The organism is Streptomyces sp. TAA040 (genome assembly GCF_000424845.1).
The window spans coordinates 94,957-119,240 of the sequence record NZ_AUKR01000013.1 but is presented as its reverse complement, the minus strand read 5'-3'; the positions used below and the strand labels follow the sequence as shown (position 1 = coordinate 119,240).

The 24,284-nt window shown below is 71.7% G+C and carries 20 protein-coding genes and 1 riboswitch; of the genes, 10 read left to right on the top strand and 10 right to left on the bottom strand.

What is annotated here, in order from left to right:
* Positions 1 to 24: 24 nt before the first annotated feature.
* Positions 25 to 1,509: a PAS domain-containing sensor histidine kinase gene (locus H300_RS0113580; protein WP_028427871.1), complete on the bottom strand. Its 1,485-nt coding sequence runs from the start codon at positions 1,507 to 1,509 to the stop codon at positions 25 to 27.
* A 292-nt stretch (positions 1,510 to 1,801) separates the two neighbouring features.
* On the opposite strand from H300_RS0113580, the gene H300_RS0113575 reads away from it, so the two are divergent.
* Positions 1,802 to 2,599, top strand: coding sequence for a putative protein N(5)-glutamine methyltransferase (locus H300_RS0113575; RefSeq protein ID WP_028427870.1), 798 nt, complete (start codon positions 1,802 to 1,804; stop codon positions 2,597 to 2,599).
* Between the two features lie 507 nt (positions 2,600 to 3,106).
* Here H300_RS0113575 and H300_RS0113570 read toward each other — a convergent pair.
* The 5 genes from H300_RS0113570 to H300_RS0113550 all read right to left on the bottom strand — a co-directional run bounded on the left by H300_RS0113570 (position 3,107) and on the right by H300_RS0113550 (position 9,074).
* Positions 3,107 to 4,156 carry an SIS domain-containing protein gene (locus tag H300_RS0113570; RefSeq protein ID WP_028427869.1) on the bottom strand — a complete coding sequence of 350 codons (1,050 nt, stop codon included), beginning with the start codon at positions 4,154 to 4,156 and terminating at the stop codon, positions 3,107 to 3,109.
* 42 nt (positions 4,157 to 4,198) lie between these two features.
* Entirely contained in the window at positions 4,199 to 5,761 is a 1,563-nt protein-coding gene (locus H300_RS0113565; RefSeq protein WP_028427868.1) for a glycoside hydrolase family 3 protein, read from the bottom strand.
* Between the two features lie 7 nt (positions 5,762 to 5,768).
* Complete coding sequence (locus H300_RS0113560) at positions 5,769 to 6,632, bottom strand: carbohydrate ABC transporter permease (protein ID WP_106966835.1); 864 nt, start codon at positions 6,630 to 6,632, stop codon at positions 5,769 to 5,771.
* Between the two features lie 38 nt (positions 6,633 to 6,670).
* Positions 6,671 to 7,684: a carbohydrate ABC transporter permease gene (locus tag H300_RS0113555; protein ID WP_028427866.1), complete on the bottom strand. Its 1,014-nt coding sequence runs from the start codon at positions 7,682 to 7,684 to the stop codon at positions 6,671 to 6,673.
* 91 nt (positions 7,685 to 7,775) lie between these two features.
* Positions 7,776 to 9,074 (bottom strand): sugar ABC transporter substrate-binding protein, encoded by a 1,299-nt coding sequence (locus H300_RS0113550; RefSeq protein WP_028427865.1) that lies wholly within the window; start codon positions 9,072 to 9,074, stop codon positions 7,776 to 7,778.
* Positions 9,075 to 9,386: 312 nt separating this feature from the next.
* On the opposite strand from H300_RS0113550, the gene H300_RS0113545 reads away from it, so the two are divergent.
* From H300_RS0113545 to H300_RS0113505, 9 genes are all read left to right on the top strand, one after another.
* Positions 9,387 to 10,163 (top strand): GntR family transcriptional regulator, encoded by a 777-nt coding sequence (locus tag H300_RS0113545; protein WP_028427864.1) that lies wholly within the window; start codon positions 9,387 to 9,389, stop codon positions 10,161 to 10,163.
* A 196-nt stretch (positions 10,164 to 10,359) separates the two neighbouring features.
* Complete coding sequence (locus H300_RS0113540; protein ID WP_078515969.1) at positions 10,360 to 12,648, top strand: carbon starvation CstA family protein; 2,289 nt, start codon at positions 10,360 to 10,362, stop codon at positions 12,646 to 12,648.
* Positions 12,645 to 12,860, top strand: coding sequence for a YbdD/YjiX family protein (locus H300_RS0113535; protein WP_037980233.1), 216 nt, complete (start codon positions 12,645 to 12,647; stop codon positions 12,858 to 12,860). The genes H300_RS0113540 and H300_RS0113535 overlap by 4 nt, the downstream gene beginning before the upstream one ends.
* A gap of 60 nt (positions 12,861 to 12,920) precedes the next feature.
* Positions 12,921 to 13,421: a GNAT family N-acetyltransferase gene (locus tag H300_RS0113530; RefSeq protein ID WP_028427861.1), complete on the top strand. Its 501-nt coding sequence runs from the start codon at positions 12,921 to 12,923 to the stop codon at positions 13,419 to 13,421.
* Between the two features lie 62 nt (positions 13,422 to 13,483).
* Complete coding sequence (locus H300_RS31860) at positions 13,484 to 14,458, top strand: sulfotransferase family protein (protein WP_051270020.1); 975 nt, start codon at positions 13,484 to 13,486, stop codon at positions 14,456 to 14,458.
* Positions 14,455 to 14,985, top strand: a complete 531-nt coding sequence (locus H300_RS31855) for a hypothetical protein (RefSeq protein ID WP_199779183.1) — start codon at positions 14,455 to 14,457, stop codon at positions 14,983 to 14,985. The genes H300_RS31860 and H300_RS31855 overlap by 4 nt, the downstream gene beginning before the upstream one ends.
* Entirely contained in the window at positions 14,982 to 16,148 is a 1,167-nt protein-coding gene (locus H300_RS0113515) for a glycosyltransferase family 4 protein (protein ID WP_028427859.1), read from the top strand. The genes H300_RS31855 and H300_RS0113515 overlap by 4 nt, the downstream gene beginning before the upstream one ends.
* Before the next feature lie 133 nt (positions 16,149 to 16,281).
* Positions 16,282 to 16,416: riboswitch (cobalamin riboswitch) on the top strand.
* Positions 16,417 to 16,539: 123 nt separating this feature from the next.
* Positions 16,540 to 18,945 carry a ribonucleoside-diphosphate reductase subunit alpha gene (locus H300_RS0113510; RefSeq protein WP_028427858.1) on the top strand — a complete coding sequence of 802 codons (2,406 nt, stop codon included), beginning with the start codon at positions 16,540 to 16,542 and terminating at the stop codon, positions 18,943 to 18,945.
* Complete coding sequence (locus H300_RS0113505) at positions 18,936 to 19,988, top strand: ribonucleotide-diphosphate reductase subunit beta (RefSeq protein WP_051270019.1); 1,053 nt, start codon at positions 18,936 to 18,938, stop codon at positions 19,986 to 19,988. The genes H300_RS0113510 and H300_RS0113505 overlap by 10 nt, the downstream gene beginning before the upstream one ends.
* A 70-nt stretch (positions 19,989 to 20,058) precedes the next feature.
* Here H300_RS0113505 and H300_RS0113500 read toward each other — a convergent pair whose 3' ends face one another.
* The 4 genes from H300_RS0113500 to H300_RS0113485 all read right to left on the bottom strand — a co-directional run bounded on the left by H300_RS0113500 (position 20,059) and on the right by H300_RS0113485 (position 24,278).
* Positions 20,059 to 20,796: a D-Ala-D-Ala carboxypeptidase family metallohydrolase gene (locus tag H300_RS0113500; RefSeq protein ID WP_037980231.1), complete on the bottom strand. Its 738-nt coding sequence runs from the start codon at positions 20,794 to 20,796 to the stop codon at positions 20,059 to 20,061.
* Positions 20,797 to 20,969: 173 nt separating this feature from the next.
* A complete protein-coding gene (gene def / locus H300_RS0113495; protein ID WP_028427855.1) occupies positions 20,970 to 21,602 on the bottom strand; it encodes a peptide deformylase in 633 nt (210 codons plus the stop codon).
* A 226-nt stretch (positions 21,603 to 21,828) separates the two neighbouring features.
* Positions 21,829 to 22,857 (bottom strand): hypothetical protein, encoded by a 1,029-nt coding sequence (locus H300_RS0113490; RefSeq protein WP_028427854.1) that lies wholly within the window; start codon positions 22,855 to 22,857, stop codon positions 21,829 to 21,831.
* Positions 22,858 to 23,036: 179 nt separating this feature from the next.
* A complete protein-coding gene (locus H300_RS0113485; RefSeq protein WP_486583786.1) occupies positions 23,037 to 24,278 on the bottom strand; it encodes an HD-GYP domain-containing protein in 1,242 nt (413 codons plus the stop codon).
* Positions 24,279 to 24,284: the final 6 nt, after the last annotated feature.

Here is a 24,284-nt window from a genome sequence, read left to right as displayed (position 1 = left end):
AGCCCCGAGCGCTCGCGCAGGAGGTCAGCGCTTCTGCGGGACGACGGGGAGGTCCAGCACCACCTTGGTGCCCCCCGCCTCGACCGGGAGCATGTCGAAGGTGCCGCCCAGCTCACCCTCCACCAGGGTGCGGACGATCTGGAGGCCGAGATTGCCCGCGGTACGCGGGTCGAAGCCCTCCGGCAGCCCCCGCCCGTCGTCCGACACGGTGACCAGCAGCCGCGGCGCCTGCCCGCCCACTCCCCCGCCCCGGACGGCCCCCACCTCCACCGAGCCGCGCTCTCCCGGGCCGAAGCCGTGCTCCAGCGCGTTCTGGAGCACCTCCGTCAACACCATCGACAGCGGAGTGGCGACCTCGGCGTCCAGAATCCCGAACCGGCCGGTGCGCCGGCCGGTCACCCGGCCGGGCGAGATCTCCGCGACCATGGCCAGCACCCGGTCGGCGATCTCGTCGAACTCGACCCGCTCGTCGAGGTTCTGGGACAGAGTCTCGTGGACGATGGCGATCGAGCCGACCCGACGGACGGCCTCCTCCAGCGCCTCCCGGGCGCTGCTCTCCCCTGCGGCGCCGATCCGGCGGGCCTGGAGGCGCAGCAGCGCCGCCACCGTCTGGAGGTTGTTCTTCACCCGGTGGTGGATCTCCCGGATGGTGGCGTCCTTGGTGATCAGCTCGCGTTCCCTGCGGCGCAGTTCGGTGACGTCCCGGAGCAGCACGAGCGAACCGATGCGCGTGCCCTTCGGTTTGAGGGGGATGGCCCGCAACTGCACCACGCAGTCGTTGCCCTCGATCTCCGCCTCCCGGGGGGCCCAGCCGCTGGCCAGCTTGACCAGCGACTCGTCCACCGCTCCGCGGGTGGGGGCCAGTTCGGCGGTCGCATGACCGAGGTGCATGCCCACCAGGTCGGCGGCGAGTCCGAGCCGGTGGTACGCGGAGAGCGCGTTGGGGCTCGCGTACTGGACCAGGCCGTCCACGTCGAGCCGGAGCAGCCCGTCCCCCACCCGGGGAGAGGCGTCCATGTCCACCTGCTGGCCCAGAAACGGAAAGGTCCCGGCGGCGATCATCTGGGCCAGGTCGGAGGCGCTCTGCAGGTAGGTCAGCTCCAGCCGGCTGGGTGTGCGCACGGTCAGCAGGTTGGTGTTCCGGGCGATGACGCCCAGCACCCGGCTCTCGCGCCGGACGGGGATCGACTCCACCCGCACCGGCACCTCCTCGCGCCACTCGGGATCGCCCTCGCGGACGATCCGGCCCTCGTCGAGCGCGGCGTCGAGCAGCGGACGCCGCCCGCGCGGCACCAGGTGCCCGACCATGTCGTTCTGGTAGGAGGTCGGCCCGGTGTTGGGACGCATCTGGGCGACCGAGACGTACCGGGTGCCGTCCCGGGTGGGCACCCAGAGCACCAGGTCAGCGAAGGAGAGGTCCGACAGCAGTTGCCACTCGGAGACCAGCAGGTGCAGCCATTCGAGGTCGCTCTCCCCGAGGGCGGTGTGCTGGCGTACGAGATCGTTCATGGAGGGCACCCGGGGAGCCTAACCGGCGCGGGCACCCCGGTACCGGGGCGGACCTGCCCGAAGGGCACCGCGCCTCCGGTCACCGAGCCCCGCCACCTGCGGAGAGCCGTTCGGTAGGGTGGCCGGGTCGACCGGTCCGGACCCGTGGCGTCCGGGCCCCGATGGTCCCGGACGCCGAAGGAGGTGGCCCGATGTCCGCGGTGTCAGGTCGGGCGTCCTCTCCGCACCGCCGGGCGGCTCCGTCCCGGGGCCGAGCGCGGGAGCGCCCGTCGGTGCTCCCGAAAGGCTCGCCATGTGCCCCTCCCCCGCTCCGCCACCCCCCGACGTCGTCGCCGCGCTGCGCGCCGCCGGCTGCGTCTTCGCCGAGGACGAGGCCCGGTTGCTCGTCGCCGAGGCCCCCTCCCCGTCCCGCCTGACCACCATGGTCGAGCGCCGCGCCGCCGGCCTCCCGCTGGAGCACGTCCTGGGCTGGGCCGCGTTCCACGGGCTGCGGATCGGCGTCGAGGAAGGGGTCTTCGTACCCCGCCGCCGCACCGAGTTCCTGGTCCGGCAGGCCGCGCTGCTCGCGGACCCCGCCCCGGTGGTGGTGGACCTCTGCTGCGGCTCGGGGGCGCTCGGCGCCGCACTGGCCGCAGCCCTCGGCCCGGAGCGGCCGCCCGCCGCCCTGCACGCCGCCGACATCGATCCGGTCGCGGTGCGCTGCGCCCGGCGCAACCTCGCCGCCGCCGGTGGCGAGGTGCACGAGGGCGACCTCTACGCGGCGCTCCCCGGCGGGCTGCGCGGCCGGGTCGGACTGCTGCTGGCGAACGTGCCGTACGTGCCCAGCGACGAGGTGGAGCTGCTCCCGGCCGAGGCCAGGGTGCACGAGCCACGGGTGGCGCTCGACGGCGGAGCGGACGGGCTCGACGTCCTGCGCAGGGTGACGTCCGGTGCCGGCGGCTGGCTGGCGTCCGGCGGGTCGCTGCTGTTCGAGACGAGCGGGCGCCAGGCCCGGGCCGCCGTCGCGGCCGTCACCGCGGGCGGCCTGGTGCCCCGGCTGGTCACCTGCGAGGAGGCGGACGCGACGGTCGTCGTGGGCACTGCCCGCTGAGCACACCCCGGCGGCTCGGGGCCGCCGCGGGTCCGTCGCCGGGCCGGGGACGGACCCGCGGCGGCGGGCTCCGTGCCGGACGCGTCGGTGCGCGGCTCTGTCCCTGCGGCGCGTGGTGCGCGAGAATCGACGGCACCTCGGCATCACCGCCCCCGCGCCGAGAAGTTCCTTCGGGGCATGGACAGACAGATTGGTCTAGTCCACAATGGAGGCAGCTAACTTCTGCTCTCCCCGCACAGGAGGGCGGAACCGGGACCCGAGGCGCTCTCTGCCCTGACTGCGCCGGGGTCTTCGATCGCTCCGGGCTGCGGTGTCGGACGGGCTGAGGGTCCCGTCCCGGCGCCGCGGCCCGAAGTGCTCTCCGCCCCCGTGAGCCGGCGCCCCACCCGCGTGAGCCCCTCCCCTGCCCCTTGCCGCTGTCCTGCTCCTGCTCCTGCTCCTGCTCCGACGAACGGGCCGGCTGCCGCAACGCGCGTTGCGGCAGCCGGCCCGTCGGCCGTGACGTCGTCAACGGGTCTCGGTGACCTTCGCCAGCGCCCGGGGCGCGTCCGGGTCCTGGCCGCGGGCGATGGTGACCTCGTAGGCCAGCATCTGGAGCGGGAGGATCTCCAGGATCGGCTGCAGCTCCTCGGTCACGCCCTCCACCGGGAGGACGAAACCCGCGGAGGCCCCGTCGACCTGCGGCTTGGGACCGATCACCACCAGGTCGGCCCCGCGGTCCCGAAGTCGGTCCAGCACCGGCTGGAGCGCCTCGCCGCCCTTGCCCTCGGTGACGATCGCGATCACCGGGGAGACGTTGTCGACCATGGCCAGCGGTCCGTGCAGCAGGTCCGCGCCGGAGTAGGACAGTGCCGGGATGTAGCTGGTCTCCATCAGCTTCAGCGCGGCCTCCTTGGCGGTCGGGTAACCGTAGCCGCGCGAGGTGAGCACCATCCGCTCCGCGAACCGGTAACGGCCGGCCAGCTCCTTGACCTCGGCCTGCCGGGCCAGGATCTGCTCGGCCAGCTCCGGCAGTGCCCGCGCCCGTGCGGCCCCGTCCACCCCGCGCAGCCCCTCGACGAAGAGGTACAGCGCGAGCAGCTCGGCAGTGTACGTCTTCGTGGCCGGAAGCGCCTTCTCCGAACCGGCGAGCACGTCGATGTGGAACTCGCTGACCTCCGCGAGCGGGGAGTCGGAGTTGTTCGTCACCGCCAGGGTGATCGCACCGGCCTCCCGGGCGGCGCGGGTGCTGGCGACGAGGTCGGGCGAGCCGCCGGACTGGCTGACCGTGACGACCAGGCAGTCGGTGAGGTCGGGCGTGGCACCGTAGGCGGTCGTGGTGGACATGGAGGTGAGGCCGCAGGGCTTGCCCAGCAGGATCTCCAGCAGGTACTTCGCGTACAGCGCCGCGTTGTCGGACGTGCCGCGCGCGGTGAGCAGGACGAAGCGGGGGTTCCGCGCCGCGACCTGCTCGGCGACCTCGCGGATTCTCGGTGCCCCCTCGTCGAGGATGCGGCGCAGAACGGCGGGCTGCTCGGCCATTTCGCCGGACATGATCCGACCGGTCGTGGCGGACATGCTGGGTGCCTCCAGTTGGCTTGCTGTGCTTCTGTGCGGCGGTCAGGCCCCGGCGCCCTTGCCGGCCCCGGCCTCCGCCCTGCCGGCGATGATCTCCGCGGCGGCCCGACCGCAGACGCGGGCGGCGCCGTGGGTGGCGATGTGCAGGGCTCCGGCGGGCGGCGCCTGCGGGACGCCCATCTCGACGACGGCCGTATCCGGCCGCGCGGCGACGAGGGCGTCCAGCGCGTCGGCCATCCAGCGGTGCCGGTGGACGTCGCGCACCACCGCGACGATCCTACGGCCGGCCGAGGCTTCGAGCACGTTTGCGATCAGTGCTCCGGTTCCGTCCGCTTCCGCCTGCTGCCGGCCGAAGGACCCGGTGCCGCTGCCGGGCAGCAGCGCCTCCAGCTCCGGCCCCAGGCCCCACGGGGTCTCGTCCCCGACGGCGATGTTGGCGACCGGGGTGAAGGCGGCCGTGTAGACCGGCTCGGTAACCGGCCGGAGTGCGACGGCACCGGTGACGGACAGGGCCCGGCGGGCGGCGGTCAGCCCGATGTCGCGGGCGGGGGCACCGCCGTCGACGGGAGCGCCCGGTCCGGCGGCCGTCCACTGGGCCAGGGACCTGACCCGGCCCGCCGCGGAGGCCAGCCGTTCCTCGGTCAGTTCGCCGTCCCGGACGGCCCGCACCAGCGCGTCGCGGAGCAGCAGCACGGTCTCCTCGTCGGCGAGTCCGCCGCCGACGCAGATCGCGTCGGCACCCGCGGCGAGCGCCAGCACGGTGCCGCGCTCGATCCCGTGGGTGCCGGCGATGGCCTGCATCTCCACGGCGTCGGTGACGATCAGGCCGTCGAAGCCGAGACCGCCCTCCTCCGCCGGGGCGCGGAGCAGCCCGGTGAGCGCGGAGGGGCTCAGGGTGGCGGGCAACGCGGCGTCGAGCGCGGGCAGCAGGATGTGCGCGCTCATGATCACCTTGGTGCCGGCCATGACCGCGGCGCGGAACGGCACCAGTTCGCGCGAGCTGAGGGTGCCGAGGTCGGCGTCGATGCGCGGCAGCGCGTGGTGCGAGTCGACGTTGGTGTCGCCGTGGCCGGGGAAGTGCTTGGTGCAGGCGGCCACGCCCGCCGCCTGCATCCCCTCGACGTAGGCGGCGGTGTGCCGGGCCACCAGCGCCGGGTCGGCTCCGAAGGAGCGGACGCCGATGACCGGGTTGCCGGGGTTGGAGTTGACGTCGGCGGACGGCGCCCAGTTCAGGTTCACACCGCAGTCGGCGAGCCGCCGGCCGAGTTCCGCGGCCACCTCGCGCGTCAGTGCGGGGTCGTCGATCGCGCCGAGGGCCAGGTTGCCGGGGAAGGAGGAGCCGTTCCGCGCCTCCAGGCGCGTGACGTCCCCGCCCTCCTCGTCGATGGCGACCAGGACGTCCGGGCGTGCCTCGCGCAGTTGCGCGGTGAGCGCGGCCAGCTGGCCGGCCGACTCGATGTTGCGGCCGAAGAGGCCCACCGAGGTGAGGCCCTCGCGGAGCCGGCGCAGCAGCCAGTCGGGCGCGGTGGTGCCGGTGAAGCCCGGCTGGAGCACGGCCAGTGCGTCCCGGGTGACCGTGTCGGTCTCGTGCACGAGTGTCGTCATGCGTGCGCTATCCCTTCACTGCGCCGGAGGTGAGGCCGGCCGCCATCTTCTTCTGCACGATCATGAAGAAGATGACCACGGGTACCGAGATCATCACCGATCCGGCCATCAGTCCGCCGTAGTCGGTGCCGCGGTCGGTGGTGAAGTTCATCAGCCACACGTTGAGCGTGTACTTGTCGTTGTCCTGCATCAGGATGTAGGCGAACAGGTACTCGTTCCAGGCGGTGATCAGGGCGAAGATGGAGGCCGCGGCGAGGCCGGGGGCGAGCAGCGGGAAGATCACCCGCCAGAACGCGCCCATCCGGGTGCAGCCGTCCACCATGGCGGACTCCTCCAGCTCCCGCGGCACGTTGATCACGAAACCGCGGATCATCCAGGTGGTGAACGGCAGCACCGACACCAGGTAGACGACGATGACGCCCCAGTACTCGTTGAGCGCGCCCATCGCGTTGAGCTGCACGTAGATCGGGATGAGCATGGCCGTCGGAGGCAGCATCTGCACCATGATCAGGACCATCATGAACGCCTTGCGGCCGGCGAAGTTGAACCGTCCGATGGCGAAGGCCGCGATGGTGCCGATGATCATCGCACCCAGCACCGAGGTGACGCAGATGATCAGGCTGGACTTGATGGCGGTCCAGAAGAAGCCGGTCTCGGTCGCTCGTACGAAGTTGTCGAAGGTGAACGAGGTCGGCAGCAGCGACTGGTCGTAGCTGCGGATCTCGTGGTTCGGCCGGAAGGCGCTGACGAGCAGCCAGTAGACCGGGAAGGCCATCACGACGAAGGCGGCGAGGCCGACGATGTCGTAGCCGAGCGGGCTCTTCTTCCGGTCCCGTCGGAGCTTGGGCTGTCCGTCCGGCGCGGCGGCGATGCCCGCCCGGTCGTCCGGGGCGGTGGGGGCGGAGGTCGTCACTCGACTTCTCCCGTCTTGAGAAGCTGGCGCAGGTAGTACAGGGCCACACCCGAGAGCATCAGCACGGTGATGAGGGCGATGGCGGTGCCCTGACTGAACGAGGAGCTCGAGAAGGCCTTCTGGAAGGAGTAGATGCCCAGCAGCTCGTACTCCGGCTCCGGCTTGTTGCCGCGCATCAGGAAGACCTGGCCGAAGATGTTGAAGTCCCAGATGATCGAGAGCGTGGCGACCATCTGGAAGACCGGTTTGATGACCGGGAAGACCACGTGCTGGAAGACGCCGAAGGAGTTGGCGCCGTCCAGCTGGGCCGCCTCCTCCAGTTCCTTGGGCACCTGGGTGAGCGCCGCGTAGAGCGTGACGACCACGAAGGGGATGGCGCCCCAGATGACGACCGCGCCGACGACGCTGAAGCCCTGTGCGGTGTCGAGGAACCAGTTGTGGCCCTGGAAGTCCACGCCGGGGATCTTGCTGAGGGTGCTGTTGGCGACGCCGTAGTCGGAGTCGGCGAACCAGCGGAAGATCGAGGTGGCGACCAGCAGCGGCATCGACCAGGCCGCGACCAGGGCGCCGGTGAGCAGCAGCCGCACCCAGGTGGACATCCGCTGCATCATCATGGCCAGCAGTAGCCCGAAGCCCATGGTGAGGGTGACGCAGGCGACCATGAAGAGCACGGTCCGGTAGGTCACGGCCCAGAACTGCGGGTCGGTCAGGATGTTGCTGAACTGCTCGAAACCGACCCACGGCGGAGTCTCCCCCGTCCACAGCTCGCGTCTGCCCATGTCCTGGAAGGACATGAGCACGGTCTGGACGAGAGGCCAGGCGAACACCGCGCCGATGGCGACGATCGCCGGGCCGATCAGCAGGTACGGGAGCAGGTTCACGGGACGCTTGCGTCCCGGCTGCTTGCCCGGGACGGGGCCGTGCGCCGGTGGGGGTTCGGAGCCGGGGCCCCCGGGCCGGCGTGGCGCGGTGACCGGCGGGTCGGCTGGTTTCGTGTCGGCGGCAGTCACAGTGCTGACCTTCCGTTAGTTCTGGGCGCCAGAAGGGCGCACGGGCGGGGACCTGCGGCCGAGCCCCCGCCCGTGCATGTCAACCCGTGGGTCAGGCTTCGCTGTTGATCAGCTCGTCGATCTGCTCGTCGGCCTTCTTCGTGGCGTCCTCGACCGAGGTGCCCTTGATGATGTCCAGGAGCATGTTCGGCAGGATGAGCTGCTTCTCGATCGCGGTCCAGCCCGGGGCGATCGGGGTGAACCAGGCGTCCGGCACCGCGTTGGCGATCGGCGCGGTCTCCGGCTTCTCCTTCAACGGTTCGAGCTGCTTGGTGTTGTTGGGGAGGATGTTCTTGGAGGCGAGCACCTCCATGGACTTCTCGCTGGTGAAGAGCGAGATCCACTCCTCGCCCAGGTCCCTGACCTCGGACTTCTCGATCACCGCGAGGTCGGACCCGCCGATGAAGGAGGGCAGTGCCTCACCGTTCGGGCCGGGCATGCCGGCCGTGGCGATCTTGCCCTCCAGCTCCGGGTTGCCGCTCTCGCCCTCGACGACCGAGCCGGCCTCCCAGCCGTTGCCGTAGAGGAGGGCGGCCTTCTCGTTCGCCATGACGTTGGCGTGGTCCTGCTCGTCCTTGGTCTTGTCCGCGTTGTTGTACTCGTCGACCAGGTCGACGAAGTGCTGGACACCCTTCTGGGCCTCCGGCGTGCTCAGCGTGGACTTCCACTCCTCGCTGTCCTCGTTGTACTCGGCGATCTGGCCGCCGTATGCGGCGACGTAGGACATCGCGGCGTACCAGTACTTGCCGGGGAGGTAGAGGGAGGAGAAGGCCTTGTCGGAGCCGTACTCGTCGCCGACCCGGTCGAGCGCCTCCTTGAGGTCGTCCTCGGTCTGCGGCAGCTCCGCGGAGCCGGTGGCCTTCTCGAACATCTCGGTGTTGTAGACGGCGACGCGGGCGCCGGCGTAGTAGGGCACGCAGTACTGGGCGCCCTCGAAGGTGCAGGTGTCCTTCAGGCCGCCGATCCAGGTGTCCGAGTTCTCGTACTTCGCGGGGTCGATCTCGGCGAGGGCGCCGTTGAGGATGTAGGTCATGGTCTCGGTGTTGCCGAGTTCCACCACGTCCGGGAACTTGGTGCCACCGAGGGCGGTGTCCAGCTTCTTGGCCTTGTCGCCCCACTGCTGGAACTGCACCTTGACGTCGACCTTGGGGTACTTCTTCTTGAACTGCGCGTTGACGTCCTCGACCAACTCCGGCCAGGTGCTCTCGGCGTCGTTCATCAGCCAGACGGTCAGTGTCTCGCTGCGCTCCTTCGGGTCCTGCGAAGAGCTGTCGCTCTCCGACGAACCGCAGGCCGCGACTCCGGCCATCATCGCTGTGACACCAACAGCTGCTATGAGCTTGCGCTTCACGTCACCCTCCTCGGGGTTGGCAGAAACCCCCCGCCCACCGCGAGGACATACGACGAGGTACTGCCCGTGGGGCTGGGATTGGTCTTTAATGGTTTAGACCAGTGCCCAGAGCTTGGCCTAGACCTATAGGGGTGTCAAGGGTGTACAAGAAGGGCAGTACGGCCCGTTACCGGAACGACACCTGAGCCGCGCGCACCCGTCGAGCGGGGCTCGTGCCACGATGTGAGCAGCAACGTACACAGTCGGAGGAAGCCGGTGACGGCAGCAGCGGGACAGGAGCCGGAAGGGCGTGCGACAGGGGGTGGAGGGGGCGTGACCCGGCCGGTCACGGTCGGGCACGGCGGCGGCACCAGGGCGTCGAATCCCGCCGCGCGGACCGCGCGCGTCCCCAAGTATTACCGCTTGAAGCGGCACCTGCTGGAGATGACGGAGACCATGCCCCCCGGCACCCCGGTGCCCCCCGAGCGGACCCTCGCCGCGGAGTTCGACACCTCCCGGACCACCGTCAGGCAGGCCCTGCAGGAACTGGTGGTGGAGGGCCGGCTGGAACGGATCCAGGGCAAGGGCACCTTCGTCGCCAAGCCCAAGGTCTCGCAGGCGCTGCAACTGACCTCCTACACCGAGGACATGCGCGCCCAGGGGCTGGAGCCCGCCTCCCAACTGCTGGACATCGGCTACATCACCGCGGACGACCGGCTGGCCGACCTGCTGGACGTCGAGGCCGGCGCCCGGGTGCTGCGCATCGAACGCCTGCGGCTCGCCAGCGGTGAGCCGATGGCGATCGAGACGACCCACCTGTCCCAGCAACGGTTCCCCGCGCTGCGCCGCAGCCTCGCCAAGTACACCTCGCTCTACACCGCGCTCGCCGAGGTCTACGACGTCCGTCTCGCGGAGGCCGAGGAGACGATCGAGACCTCCCTCGCCTCGCCCCGGGAGGCGGGCCTGCTCGGCAGCGACGTCGGCCTGCCGATGCTGATGCTCTCCCGCCACTCCTTCGACCGGCAGGGCGAGCCCGTGGAGTGGGTGCGCTCCGTCTACCGCGGCGACCGCTACAAGTTCGTCGCCAGGCTCCGGCGCCCCGAGGAGTGAGACCCGCCGCGGCCCGAGCCCCACGGGCCGCGCAACGACCCGTCACCCGGGCCCCCGCCCGGCCGCGCCGACCGTTCACCGCACAGGACGACCGTTCCCCGCCCGTGCGCGGCACCGGTTGGTGACGGGCCCGGCCCGCTGTCCTAGATTTCCTGCGCGTCACCCACGGCGATCTCGCGCAGGATGGAGCCGCAGCATGACCGAGCCGGCCGCACCCCCCACCTCCGCCGCCTCCGGTCGCGGCAGCCCCTCTCCTCGATCCATCGCGCTGTGGACAGCCGTCGCCCTGGCCGGCGCGCTCGGCTGGACGATGCTCGCCGTCTCCCGGGACGAGGAAGTCTCCGCCGCGTGGATGGTGGCCGCCGCCCTCGGGTCCTACGCGATCGGCTACCGCTTCTACTCCCGGTTCATCGCCCGCCGGGTGCTGCGGGTGGACCGCGGCCGGGCCACTCCGGCGGAACGGCTGAACGACGGCATCGACTTCCACCCCACCGACCGCCGGGTGCTGCTCGGCCACCACTTCGCGGCGATCTCCGGAGCCGGGCCGCTCGTCGGGCCGGTGCTCGCCGCGCAGATGGGGTACCTGCCCGGCACCATCTGGATCATCGTCGGGGTGATCTTCGCGGGTGCGGTGCAGGACATGGTCGTCCTGTTCTTCTCCGTTCGCCGCGACGGCAAGTCGCTGGGCCGGATCGCCCGCGAGGAGATCGGACCGATCGGCGGGATCGCCGCCCTGGTCGCGGTCTTCGCGATCATGATCATCCTCATCGCGGTGCTCTCACTGGTGGTGCTCAACGCCCTGGCCGAGTCGCCCTGGGGCACCTTCTCCACCGCCATGTCGATCCCGATCGCGCTGTTCATGGGCGTCTACCTGCGGTGGATGCGGCCGGGCCGGGTCGCCGAGGTCTCGCTGATCGGGGTGGGCCTGCTGCTGCTCGCCATCACCGCGGGCAGTTGGGTGGCCGACTCCGGCCTGGCCGACGCCTTCACCCTGGACAAGAGCACTCTGGTGGTCTGGCTGGTGGTCTACGGCTTCGTCGCCTCGGTGCTGCCGGTCTGGATGCTGCTCGCACCTCGTGACTACCTGTCCACCTTCATGAAGATCGGCACCATCGGCCTGCTCGCGATCGGCATCCTCGTCACCCTGCCCACCCTCCGGATGGACCCGGTGACGGAGTTCGCCACCCGCGGCGACGGGCCCGTCTTCGCCGGCTCGCTGTTCCCGTTCGTCTTCATCACCATCGCCTGCGGCGCCCTCTCCGGGTTCCACGCGCTGATCTCCTCCGGGACCACCCCGAAGATGATCCAGACCGAGCCGCAGGTCCGGATGATCGGCTACGGCGGCATGCTCATGGAGTCCTCGGTGGCGGTGATGGCCATGACGGCCGCCTGCATCCTGGACCCCGGCCTGTTCTTCGCGATGAACGCGCCGCCGGCCGTCATCGGCGACACCCTCCAGTCGGCCTCCGAGACCATCACCGGCTGGGGCTACGCGATCACACCCGACCAGTTGGCGGCGGCGGCCCGGGAGGTCGAGGAGGGCTCCATCCTCTCCCGCACCGGCGGTGCGCCCACCTTCGCGCTGGGAGTGGCGTACATCTTCGCCGGCGCCATCGGGGGCTCCGGGATGGTCGCCTTCTGGTACCACTTCGCCATCATGTTCGAGGTGCTGTTCATCCTCACCGCCATCGACTCCGGTACCCGGGTCGGACGCTTCATGCTCCAGGAGATGGTCGGCAACACCCAGCCCGCGCTCGGGCGGCTCCGGCGTGCCTCCTGGATGCCCGCCGGACCGGGTCGGCTCCTGGGCCGGATCGAACCGGTCGTCGGCCGGTTCCGCGAGGTCGGCTGGCTGCCCGGCGTCTGGCTCACCAGCGCCGTCGTCGTGCTGGCCTGGGGCTACTTCCTCTGGGTCGGCGTGCACGACCCGCTGGGCGGCATCAACCAGCTCTTCCCGATCTTCGGCATCTCCAACCAGTTGCTCGCCGCCGTGGCACTGACCGTCTGCACCGTCCTGCTGATCAAGTCCGGACGACTCAAGTGGGCCTGGGTCACCGGCGTGCCGCTCGCCTGGGACGCGGTCGTCACCCTGACGGCGAGCTGGCAGAAGGTGTTCTCCGGCGACCCGCGGGTGGGCTTCTTCAGCCAGCGCGCCCAGGCGCAGGAGCAGATCGACTCCGGCGAGTTCAGCGGGCAGGAACTGACGGACCTGGAGACCATCGTCACCAACACCACCGTCCAGGGCACGCTCTCGGCCGTCTTCGCCGTGCTGATCGTGATCGTGATCGCGGACGCCGCCCGGGTGTGTGTGAGGGCCGCCCGGGACCCGGAGGGGGCCCGGTTGCAGGAGGCACCCGTCGTCCCGTCCCGGATCGTCGCACCCGACGGTCTGCTGCCCACCCGGGCCGAGAAGGCGGAGCTGCGCGCCGCGGGGCTGGGCCCCGGCGGCGGCGTTCCCGAGGAGCACCGGGAGGCCCGGCCGTGACCGCACCGAGGACGCGGGGCGTACCGCGGACGCTGCTCTCCCGCATGTGGTGGTACCTGCGGGAGTTCACCGGCGAACACGCCTACGACCGCTACGCGCAGCGGCTGCTCCGCGAGCACCCCGGCACCGCGCCGCTCAGCCGCGGCGAGTTCGAGCGGCGCCGCACGGACGCCCGCGCGGGGGACCCGCGCGACGGCTTCCGCTGCTGCTGAGACCGGACGCCGACGGGTACCGGCGGCACACCGCCGCCACCCGTCGGCGACACTGGCGGTATGGACATCGACATCAGACCGGCCCGGCCCGAGGAACTGGACGGCATCGGCGACCTGACCGCCGAGGTGTACCTCGGCGACGGCCTGCTCGACCTCGCGGAGGCCGATCCGTACCTCGACGAACTGCGCGACGCCCGGCGCCGCTCGGACCACGCCGAGGTGCTGGTGGCGGCCGACCTGCGCACGGGGGACGTGCTCGGCGCGGTGGCCTTCGTCGGGGACGGCGGTGCGTACGCCGACATCGCGGGCCCGGGCGAGGGAGAGTTCCGGATGCTCGCCGTCCGTCCGGAGGGACGCGGACGCGGCGCCGGCGAGGCCCTGGTGCGGGCGTGCATGCAGCGTGGCCGGGAGCGCGGGCTCACCCGGATGGTGCTGTCCAGCCAGCAGGAGATGCGGGCGGCGCACCGACTCTACGGCCGGCTCGGATTCGTGCGGACGCCGGAGCGCGACTGGGAACCCGTGCCCGGGTTCCGGCTGCTCACGTTCACCGCGGGACTGTGATTCACCACATTCTCACCTGCACGGCTGGCGCTGAACGTAAACGGAAACTAGCGTCGCCGTGTATGAATCTTCGACGGTCCCTGAACAAGCAACTCGCCTCGCGCCTCGGCTACGAAATCCGCCGTGTGCGCAGGTCCGAAACCTCTGCCCCCTCGGGCAGCACCACCCCGGGAGGGAAGAAGGCAGGGTCCGGGAAGACCAAGGCGGCGCCCGCGCCCGCGCCGCGCAAGAAGCGCGAGTTCCGTGCACCGGCCGACCCGGAGACCGACCGCCTGCTGCGGCGCCCCGTGTTCATCATGGCCCCGGTCCGCTCCGGTTCCACGATGCTGCGCCTGCTGCTGAACGGCCACTCCGCACTGCACTCGCCGCACGAGCTGCACTTCCGCCGGCTGGAGGTCGAGTACTCCTCCCGGCTGGCCGAGCGGGCGATGAAGGAGCTGGACCTGGAGCAGGGGGACCTGGAGCACCTGCTCTGGGACCGGGTGCTGCACCGGGAGTTGACAAGGTCCGGCAAGTCGGTGCTGGTGGAGAAGACACCGAGCAACGCCTTCGCCTGGAAGCGTCTCGCGGCTTGCTGGCCGGACGCCCGTTTCGTCTTCCTGCTCCGGCACCCGGCGTCGATCGCCGCGTCCTGGCACGAGGCCGACCCCGAGAAGCGGGACAAGGAGGCCGCGGCCGCCGACGCACTCCGCTACATGCAGGCGGTCGAGCGCGCTCGCAAGGGTCTGGACGGGCACACCGTGCACTACGAGGACATCGTTGCCGACCCGGTCTCCGAGCTGAAGCGGCTGTGCGGCTTCCTGGAGATCGAGTGGGAGCCGGGGATGCTGGAGTTCGGCGACGCGGTCGGCGGGCTCCAGAAGGGACTCGGTGACTGGAAGGACAAGATCCGGTCCGGCACGGTGCAGTCCGGCCGTCCGCTGCCCTCCGCGGACACGGTGCCCGAGGTGCTGGGCCCGATCTGCTCCGCCTGGGGCTACGAGGTGGCGCCGGCCGCCGAGCCGGTCCCGAACGAGGGCGGTACGCAACGCGTATGAGACCCCATGCCGAAGTGATACAGGTGTGGCCCCGGGACCAGCGGGTCCGCCTCGTGGGTGAGACGTACTCGGTGCTGGACACGCCCGAGGGCGGCCCGCCGGAACTGGTGCTCGTGCTGCGGGACGCGCCGGAGCACGAGCGGCGCTACCCGGTCGAGCGGCATGGGGCGCGCTTCGAGGCGACCGTACCGGCCACGGACCTGGTACCGCCGCGCCGGGACGCGGGCGCCGCGGAACCGGAGAAGTGGGACCTCTACCTGGCGGTCGGCCGCGGCGCGAGCTCCCCGGCCGGCGGGGAGGCAGCGGACCGCCCGGACGGCGACCGTCCCGGGGAGGAGCGACTGCGCATCGGCCGCGTCCTCGACGGCATCGAGGACAAGAAGCGGGTGATGCCGTTCCCGGCGCTCTCCGTACCGGCCGAGGACGGCGGGACGCACCTGCTCCGGCCCTTCTACACGGTGAAGAACAACCTCTCCGTGCTGTGCCGGACGGAGCCCGCCGCGGGCGGGGAGGGCGAGGGCTCATGAGGATCCGTTACCTGCTGCTCAACGCCTACGGCACCGGCGGAACGATTCGCACGGTCCTGAACCAGGCCAACTTCCTCGCCGCTGCCGGGCACGAGGTCGAGCTGATCAGCGTGCTCCGCACCGGGGAGGCGCCCCGCTTCACCATCGACCCGCGCATCCGGCTGCGAGCGCTGGTGGACCGCAGGGCGGATGCGGACACCCAGTGGTCCTGGGCGCGGTCCCGGCTGGCCGACCGTCCGGCGCAGGAGATCCCGGCCGGGGAGTTCGGGTACCACATCTTCGACCGCTACGTGGAGCGCGAGATCATCCGGTGCGTGAGCCGGATAAGGGACGGCATCGTGGTGACGACGCGTCCGGCGCTGAACCTCCTGGTGGCGCGTCACACGCCCGAGGGGCCGGTGCTGGTGGCGCAGGAGCACATGAACCTGGGCACCCACCGCAAGGACGTGCAGAAGGCCATCGCCCGCGGATACCGCAGGTTCGACACGGTCGCCGTCCTCACCGAGGGCGACCGGGAGGACTACGAGAAGCTGCTCCCCGGCGTCCGCATCGAGACGGTGCCCAACGCCCTCCAGCAGATCGAGCAGGTCCCGTCGACCACCGCCGGCCACACGGTGGTCGCGGCCGGCCGGCTGGTCAACCAGAAGGGCTTCGACATGCTGATCGAGGCCTTCGGCAAGACGGTGGACGAGGAATCGCCGTGGCAACTGCGGATCTACGGCACGGGCGAGAAGCGCGCCGAGCTGCGGGCGCAGATCGAGGAACTCCACCTGTACAACCACGTGTTCCTCATGGGCTACACCGACCGGCTGGACGAGAAGTTCGCCCAGGCCTCGCTGTACGCGCTCTCCTCGCGGTTCGAGGGGCTGCCCATGGTGATGATCGAGGCGATGTCGCACGCCCTGCCGGTGGTGGCCTTCGACTGCCCGACCGGGCCCGGCGAGGTGCTCACGGACGGCCGTGAGGGCTTCCTCGTGCCCCCTCGCGACGTGGACGGGCTGGCGGAGGCGCTCCGGGAGCTGATGGAGGACCCGGACCGGCGGATGGAAGCGGGCGACGCTGCGCTCCAGACCGCCCGGTCCTTCGCACCGGAGGAGGTGCTGCCGCGCTGGGCGGAGCTCTTCGAGGAGTTGAGCACCGCCCGCACGGCCGCGGGCCGCTGAGGACGCTCCCCCGCCTGCGCCTGTGGACCGGAGGGCGGCGGCACCGGAACCCGGTGCCGCCGCCCTCCGGCTTTCCCGCGCACTGTTGCGGACCCGACACGCCCTCACCACAAGATGTGGGGCTGACCGAAGAACCTCACCACAAGATGTATGCTCGTCCCGCTGTCATCAGGAGAATCCGGTGCGAGTCCGGAACTGTCCCGCAACGGTGAGCGCACCGCGGTACGCGTGCGCGAGTCCGATCACCTGCTGACTGCTTGCACACGTCCGGGCCTCGTGGGTTGGGCCGACGGACGCTGAGCGGCACGCCCTGTTCTGCCCGGGCGCCGCCGCGTACGCGCTTCCGCTCCATGCCCTCGAAGGCCCCCGCCGAGCGAGGGAGAGCACTCCTGTGACCACCGCCCCCACCCGACCCCGGTCGGCGTCGCTGCTCGACGCCCTGGCCGGTCCCGCCGCCGGGCTGCCCGCCACGGACCCCCAGCGGGTGGCCGATGCCGCACTGCGCGGCGCGAACGCCGGATCAGACGAGGCGGAACTGCGCACCCTGGCCATCGAGGCCGCTGCCGGGATGATCGGTGACGAGCCGCAGTACTCCGCCCTGGCCGCACGGCTCCTGACCCGGGCCGTCGCCGACGAGGCGGCCGCGCAGGGTGCCGGATCGTTCACCGCGTCGGTGGCCACGGGCCACCGGCTGGGCCTGATCGCCGACGGCACCGCCGCCTTCGCCGCCCGCCACGGTCAGGCCCCTGACGCGCTCGTGGAACGCGCGTTCGCGGACGGCGTCGACGACCGGCTGGGGTATTTCGGGCTCCGTACGCTGCACTCGCGCTACCTGCTGCGCCACCCGACGACCCGCAAAGTGATCGAGACGCCGCAGCACTTCCTGCTCCGGGTGGCCTGCGGACTCGCCGGCGGCACCGGCGAGGAGGCGCTCGCGGAGGTCGCCGAGCTGTACCGGCTCACCTCCTCGCTGGCCTACCTGCCCTCCTCCCCCACGCTCTTCAACTCGGGCACCCGCCGCCCGCAGATGTCCTCGTGCTACCTCCTCGACTCGCCCGTCGACGAGCTCGACTCGCTCTACGAGCGCTACCACCAGGTGGCTCGGCTGTCGAAGCACGCCGGCGGGATCGGCCTGCCGTTCTCCCGCGTCCGTTCCCGCGGCTCACTGATCCGGGGTACCAACGGTCACTCGAACGGGATCGTCCCCTTCCTGCGCACCCTGGACGCCTCGGTGGCCGCGGTGAACCAGGGCGGCCGGCGCAAGGGCGCCGCCTGTGTCTACCTGGAGACCTGGCACGCCGACATCGAGGAGTTCCTGGAGCTGCGGGACAACACCGGCGAGGAGGCCCGTCGCACCCACAACCTGAACCTCGCGCACTGGATCCCGGACGAGTTCATGCGCCGGGTGCAGCGCGGCGCCGACTGGTCGCTCTTCTCGCCCTCGGACGTCCCGGAACTCGTCGACCTGTGGGGCGAGGAGTTCGACACCGCCTACCGGGCGGCCGAGGCGGCGGGCCTGGCCCGTGCGACGGTGCCCGCGCAGCGGCTCTGCTCCCGCATGATGCGGACGTTGGCCCAGACCGGCAACGGCTGGATGACCTTCAAGGACACGGCCAACCGGACGGCGAACCAGACCGCGCGCCGCGGCGCGGTGGTCCACTCCTCGAACCTGTGCACCGAGATCCTGGAGGTGTCGGACGACACCGAGACGGCCGTGTGCAACCTGGGATCGGTCAATCTGGCGGCCCATCTCGCGGCAGAACCCAGCGGGGCCCCCGCCCCGGAGGGCTCGGGCCCCGGGGATACGGGACTGCGGATGGACTGGGAACGTCTGGACGCCACCGTGCGCACCGCCGTGACCTTCCTCGACCGGGTGGTGGACATCAACCACTATCCCACCGGGCAGGCCGCCCGCTCCAACGCCCGCTGGCGCCCGGTCGGTCTGGGGCTGATGGGGCTCCAGGACGTCTTCTTCCGCTTGCGGCTGCCCTTCGACTCACCGGCGGCCCGTGAACTCTCCACCAGGATCTCCGAGCGCATCATGCTCGCCGCCTACGAGACCTCCGCCGACCTTGCCGAGCGGTCCGGCCCGCACCCCGGTTGGGAGGCGACCCGGACCGCCTCGGGCGTGCTGCACCCCGACCACTACCCGTCGGCCCGGCCTGCCTGGCCGCAGCGGTGGGCAGCGCTGCGCGAGCGGATCGCGGAGACCGGCATGCGCAACGCGCTGCTCCTGGCGATCGCACCGACCGCCACCATCGCCTCCGTCGCCGGGGTCTACGAGTGCGTCGAACCGCAGGTGTCGAACCTGTTCAAACGGGAGACCCTGAGCGGGGAATTCCTCCAGGTGAACGCGTACCTGGTGGAGGAGCTCAAGCAGCTGGGCCGCTGGGACGGGCCGACGCGGGAGGCGCTGCGGGAGGCGAACGGCTCGGTGCAGGCGCTACCGGACCTGCCGAACGAGGTGCGGGAGCTGTACCGCACCGCCTGGGAGCTGCCGCAGCGTGCGCTGATCGACATGGCGGCGGCCCGCACGCCGTACCTGGACCAGAGCCAGTCGCTCAACCTGTTCATGGCCGCGCCGACCATCGGCAAGCTCAGCTCGATGTACGCCCACGCCTGGCGCAGCGGCCTCAAGACCACCTACTACCTGCGTTCCCGGCCGGCCACCCGCATCGCCCGGTCCGCCCGCGGCGCGGCCGAGGAGTCCGGCCGGATTCCGAACCCGGCCGGCCCCGCGGCGGACACGGCCACCTGCTCCCTGGAGAACCCCGAGACCTGCGAGGCATGCCAGTGACCACCGATTCCGCTCCTCGCCCCGAAGCGGCCCGCCGTCCGGCCGGGAGGCTGCTCGACCCCGGCTTCGAACTGACCCTGCGACCGATGCGCTACCCGGACTTCTACGAGCGCTACCGGGACGCGATCCGGAATACCTGGAGCGTCGAGGAGGTGGACCTCCACTCGGACGTCGCGGACCTGGCCGGGTTGTCCCCGGGCGAGCAGCACATGATCGGACGCCTGGTGGCGTTCTTCGCGACGGGCGACTCCATCGTCGCGAACAACCTGGTGCTGACCCTGTACAAGCACCTCAACTCGCCGGAGGCGCGGCTCTACCTGTCCCGCCAGCTGTTCGAGGAGGCGGTGCACGTCCAGTTCTATCTGACGCTGCTGGACACCTACCTGCCCGATCCGGACGAGCGGGCCGAGGCGTTCGCCGCCGTCGAGCACATCCCGTCCATCCGGGCGAAGGCGGAGTTCTGCTTCCGCTGGATGGACTCGGTGGAGCACCTGGACCGGCTGGAGAGCCGCGCGGACCGGCGGCGGTTCCTGCTGAACCTGATCTGCTTCGCGGCCTGCATCGAGGGGCTCTTCTTCTACGGCGCCTTCGCCTACGTGTACTGGTTCCGCTCCCGCGGACTCCTCCACGGGCTTGCCACCGGCACCAACTGGGTGTTCCGGGACGAGAGCTGCCACATGGACTTCGCCTTCCACATCGTCGACACCGTCCGCACGGAGGAGCCGGAGCTCTTCGACGCGGAGCTTGCGGAGGAGGTCACGGCCATGCTCCGCGAGGCCGTGGAGGCCGAGTTCCGGTTCGCCCACGACCTCTGCGGGGACGGGCTGCCCGGGATGAACGCCGCGTCGATGCGGGAATACCTCCAGTGCGTGGCCGACCAGCGGCTGCGGCGGCTCGGGCTGGAACCGGTCTTCGGTTCGCAGAACCCGTTCCCCTGGATGGAGTTGCAGGACGTGCAGGAGCTGACGAACTTCTTCGAGCGACGGGCGTCCGCGTACCAGGTCGCGGTGGAGGGCTCGGTCTCCTTCGACGACGAGTTCTGACACCCGTTCCCGCCGGACCGCACCCGGCTCACCGACGCCCCACCCACCGGCCGGGTGGGGGAGAGGATGGTCAGATGCCGCAGGTGGAGGCGGACCAGAACCGCGAGGAGCGGTGGTCGAGGTGGGTGTGGTCGTTGTGCCCGGGGTAGCCGGGGCCGAGGATGCCCCGGAAGCCGTGGTTCCGGGCTTGTTTCGCGAAGGTGCACAGCGAGTGCGCGCCGACGCCGAGATCCGCCGCGTCACCGTGGAGGTGCCTGCTGGTGGAGGAGCCGCCGACCGCGTTGTTGCAGGCCTTGGAGCGGAAGCCGCTGGTCACCCGGATCGGCTGGTCGCCGAGAGCGTGCCGCAGGGCCTCCAGCTTCCACATGGTCCGCTTGGCGTTCTCCTTGGCGCGGGCCGCGCTGACGTTGCCACCGCTCCAGGTGGAGTTGCAGTTGTTCAGCTCGGAGAAGGAGAAGTGCGCCGGGGAGCAGTCGGCGTCCTGGAGGGCGTAGATCCGGTTGAAGGTGTTCGGGCCGGCGACGCCGTCGGAGGCGAGTCCGTAGGCGGACTGGAAGCGTCTGACCGCGGCGGCGGTGGCCGGGCCGTACTGGCCGTCGATGGCGAGCACGTTGCCGTACCCGGGGTAGCCGGCCACCCGGATCTGGAGCTGGGTGACGTCGGCGCCGGAGGCGCCCTGGGAAAGAGTGCGGTTCCAGGTGTAGCAGGAGTCGGCCTGCGCCGTCCCCGCGGTCGCCACGGAGAGGGTCACCAAAGATGCCGCAAACATGACAATTGAGAGAAGGGTTCTGGCAGCTCGTCCACGCATGGCAACGAGCCTGACCCAGAGCCCTGTACACGTCAACAACTGCCGGCCTCCGCCAGTGGGCGAGCCAGTGAAAACCGCATCCGGCGCACCCGCCTCGCCGGCCCCGGTGCCGCGCCGCCTCCGTCGGTCGGGACCGGCTGTCCGCCTCAGTCGCGGACCACCGGCCGTCCGCGTCAGTCGTTCGGGACCGTCTCGTAGCGCGGCGTGCCCTCGGCCATCTGTTTCAACACGTCCTTGCGCTCCCGCTTGGCCAGCCGGTCGATGTAGAGCCGACCGTAGAGGTGGTCAGTCTCGTGCTGGAGGCAGCGGGCGAAGTAACCGGTGCCGCGGACCGCGATCGGACGGCCCTGCGGATCCTGTCCCCGGGCCACCGCCAGGTCCGGGCGGGCCAACGCGGCGTAGGCCCCCGGCACCGAGAGGCAGCCCTCGTTGCTGTCGTCCAGCTCCCGGCGCTCGGCCGGGAGTTCGTCCAGCACCGGGTTGCAGAGGACTCCGACGTGGCGGTTGCCGTCGTCGTCCGGGCAGTCGTAGACGAACACCTTCAGGTCGACCCCGATCTGGTTCGCGGCCAGGCCGACCCCCTCCGCGGCCCGCTGCGAGGCGAACATGTCGTCGACCAGCGACGCGAGTTCGTCACCGAACTCGGTGACGTCCCGGCACTCCCGGTGCAGTACGGGGTTGCCCACGACGGTGATCGGCCGGGCCGTGCCGCGGGAACGGTGTGCGGCCTCGCGCTCCTCGGCGTCCGCGATGTCGTCGACGAACTCCCCGGCCGACTCCGACCTGGTCTCCTGCTGCTGGGCCATCTCCGCCGTACGCCTTCCTCGCTGCCTGTGCACCCGCGTACCGTCTCGGGGTCCCGGGTGGCTGGGTCGCCCTACAGGGTACGGGGCTCTGCGGACTGCCCCACCCGGTTCCGCGGACCCGGGACGTGCCGAGGCGGCCCGGGAACGTTTCGACGCGGACCCGGGACGTGCCGGGCGGCCCGGGACGGTCGCCGCCCGGCGCAGGGGGCCGCCCCCGGCCGTCTGCTCAGCAGACCTCTTCGAGGTCCCGCCACTCCCGGGTGTCCGGGCTGTCGGCGACCCAGCTGTCGAGCAGTCCGCGCACCAGGCCCTCCGGAGCGGCCAGACCGCACTCCCGCTCCGGGACCCAGAGGGCACCCGGCCCGCCCGGAGCCATGTGTCCCAGCGGTCCCGGATGGCCCGGGGCGCTGTGGTCGTGCGGGTCCTGGCGGATGGTGCCGTCGCCCTCGTCGCTCGGCATCCGCGACTCCGAGCAGGACCGGCACAGCAGCCTGACCGAGGACGACCAGTCCTCGGCGGCGTAGCCGGCCTCGGCCGCCAGCAGCTCCAGGGCGTCCCGGTCGGCCTCGGTGGCGGCCTCCAGGAGCACCACCCAGGTGGGCACCGGGGAGGGCGCCCAGAGCTCTATCTCGTCGAAGACCGGATACGCCGAGAGCGCGCTGCCGACCGCCAGGGTGCGCTCGCCGTGCGGGACGCCGTCATGCAGGACGACCTCGCCCCAGCGACGTCCGGAGGACGGCAGCGGGATCGACTGCACCTCCAGTCGCGCCGGATCCAGCCTGCGTCCCCAGACCACCTCGGCCTCGCCCTCCGGGGAGAGCCGCACCGCCGCACTGCCCAGCTCCAGGTCCGGCGGGTCCGAGGGAGCGGGGCCGTCCCCCGCCGCACCCGGCCGGCCCGGGGCGCCCGGCAGCCGCAGCCCGTAGGCCTGCCAGGCGCGGCGCGCCAGCGGCCAGTCCTGAAGGGCGGTGGCCGCGATGCCGACGTTCCACCAGTCCGGGGCGCCGGAGGCGCGGTCGAGCAGGGCCACGGCCCGCAGGCCCGTAGTCCTCGCCTGCTCCCAGTCGTGGCGGAACTTGTGCAGCAGCGCCAGGTTGAACCAGGACTCGGAGAGCCAGGGCTCCAGGTCGGCGGCACGGGTCAGCAGCGCGCCCGCGTCCTCGTAGTGGCCGTCCCCGATGAGCGTGAACGCACGGTCCGTCGCCAGCCGCCAGTCGGTTGACGGCCGGTGCCGTGCCCTGCCGAAGATCCTCACGATGCTTCCCGTCTGATTCCCGCCTGTGGGTGGTGCTGCCGCCGGTAGCGGTCGCTGCGCGCGTCCGTGCTTCTCGCTCCTCCTCGCATCCAACCATGCCCGCCCGGGGCACCGCTCATTACCCTTTCACCGGACCTTCGCGGGGTGCACAGCACCCGCACCCGGAGGGTCATCGTGCGTCACCGCACCGCACCGCGCGAGACGGCGCAGGCCAGTGCCTCGACCACCCGGGGGTCGAGTTCGTGCGCGGTGGCCAGCCGGAGCCGCTCCAGCGCACCCAGGGGTCCGCCCACCGGATCCGCCCGGCCGCCCGAACCGCCCGCCAGCTCCTCGTAGGCGTTGACCGCCCGCACGACCCGCGCCGCGACCGGCTGGTCGCGGTAGCGGCCCGCCTGCTGCTCGACGATCAGAGCCACCTCCTCCGGCACCCCGCTCTGCCGGACCACCGCGCCGCCGAGCGCCGCGATCCGGCGCCGGACCCGCGGATCGAGCGGCTCGGTGGCCCCGCCCGGCACGGGGTCCAGCAGGGAGAGCTGCCCGATGTCGTGCATCAGCGCCGCGTACTCCAGGACCAGCAGCTCGCTCTCCCGCAGGCCGAGCCGGCGTCCGACCTCCCGGCTGAGCGCCGCCACCCGGTGGGAATGCCCCGCCACGGTGTGTCCGGCGACCTCCGTAGCCCGGGCGAGTGACGCGATGGTCTGCCGGTAGACGGCCTGGCTCGCGGCGTAGCGGCGCAGCGCGAGCTGGGTCGGCAGCAGCGGCACGCAGAACACCGGCAGCGCCCACAGCCCGGCGACCGCGACGGCCGACGCCATCACCGCCGCGGTCGCGCACACCGCCGCGCCGAGTCCGCGCCGGCCGCGCAGCTCCTCCCGGAGCAGCACCCCGTACGGCAGGCCGGAGCCCGGCGTGTCGAGCCCCGCCCCCAGCACCGCGCCGAACAGGCCGGTCGCCAGCAGGACGACGAGCATGGCGGGCACCGCCTGCCCCGGGCCGACCAGCCCCGACCCGTGCAGGGGCTGGAAGCACACCGCCGCGAATCCGACCGTGAGCAGCCGGCGGCAGGCGTGCTCGACCGATGGCGCGGCGCCGGCGAGCACCGCGGGCACCGCGCCGAGCAGCAGGGCCGCGGCGCAGACGGCCACCACCTGGGCCGCGCCCGGTGCGGCCGGGGAGCCCCCGGTCTCGCCCAGCAGTGCGTACCCGAACGCGGCGGCCGCGCCCAGCGGCGCGACGTCCCGGCCCCCGGGCAGTTCGGTGCGGACCGCCTCGCCCAGCACCATCAGGAGCCCGAAGGCGAGTGCCGCGGCGGGCTCCCGCAGCCCCTGCACCGCGGTCCAGCCGACCGCGGTCGCCGCGGCGGCGACCGCTGCGGAGCGGCAGAGGAGGCCAAGGGACCGCAGTCCGTCGAAGCGCCGCACGGGGTG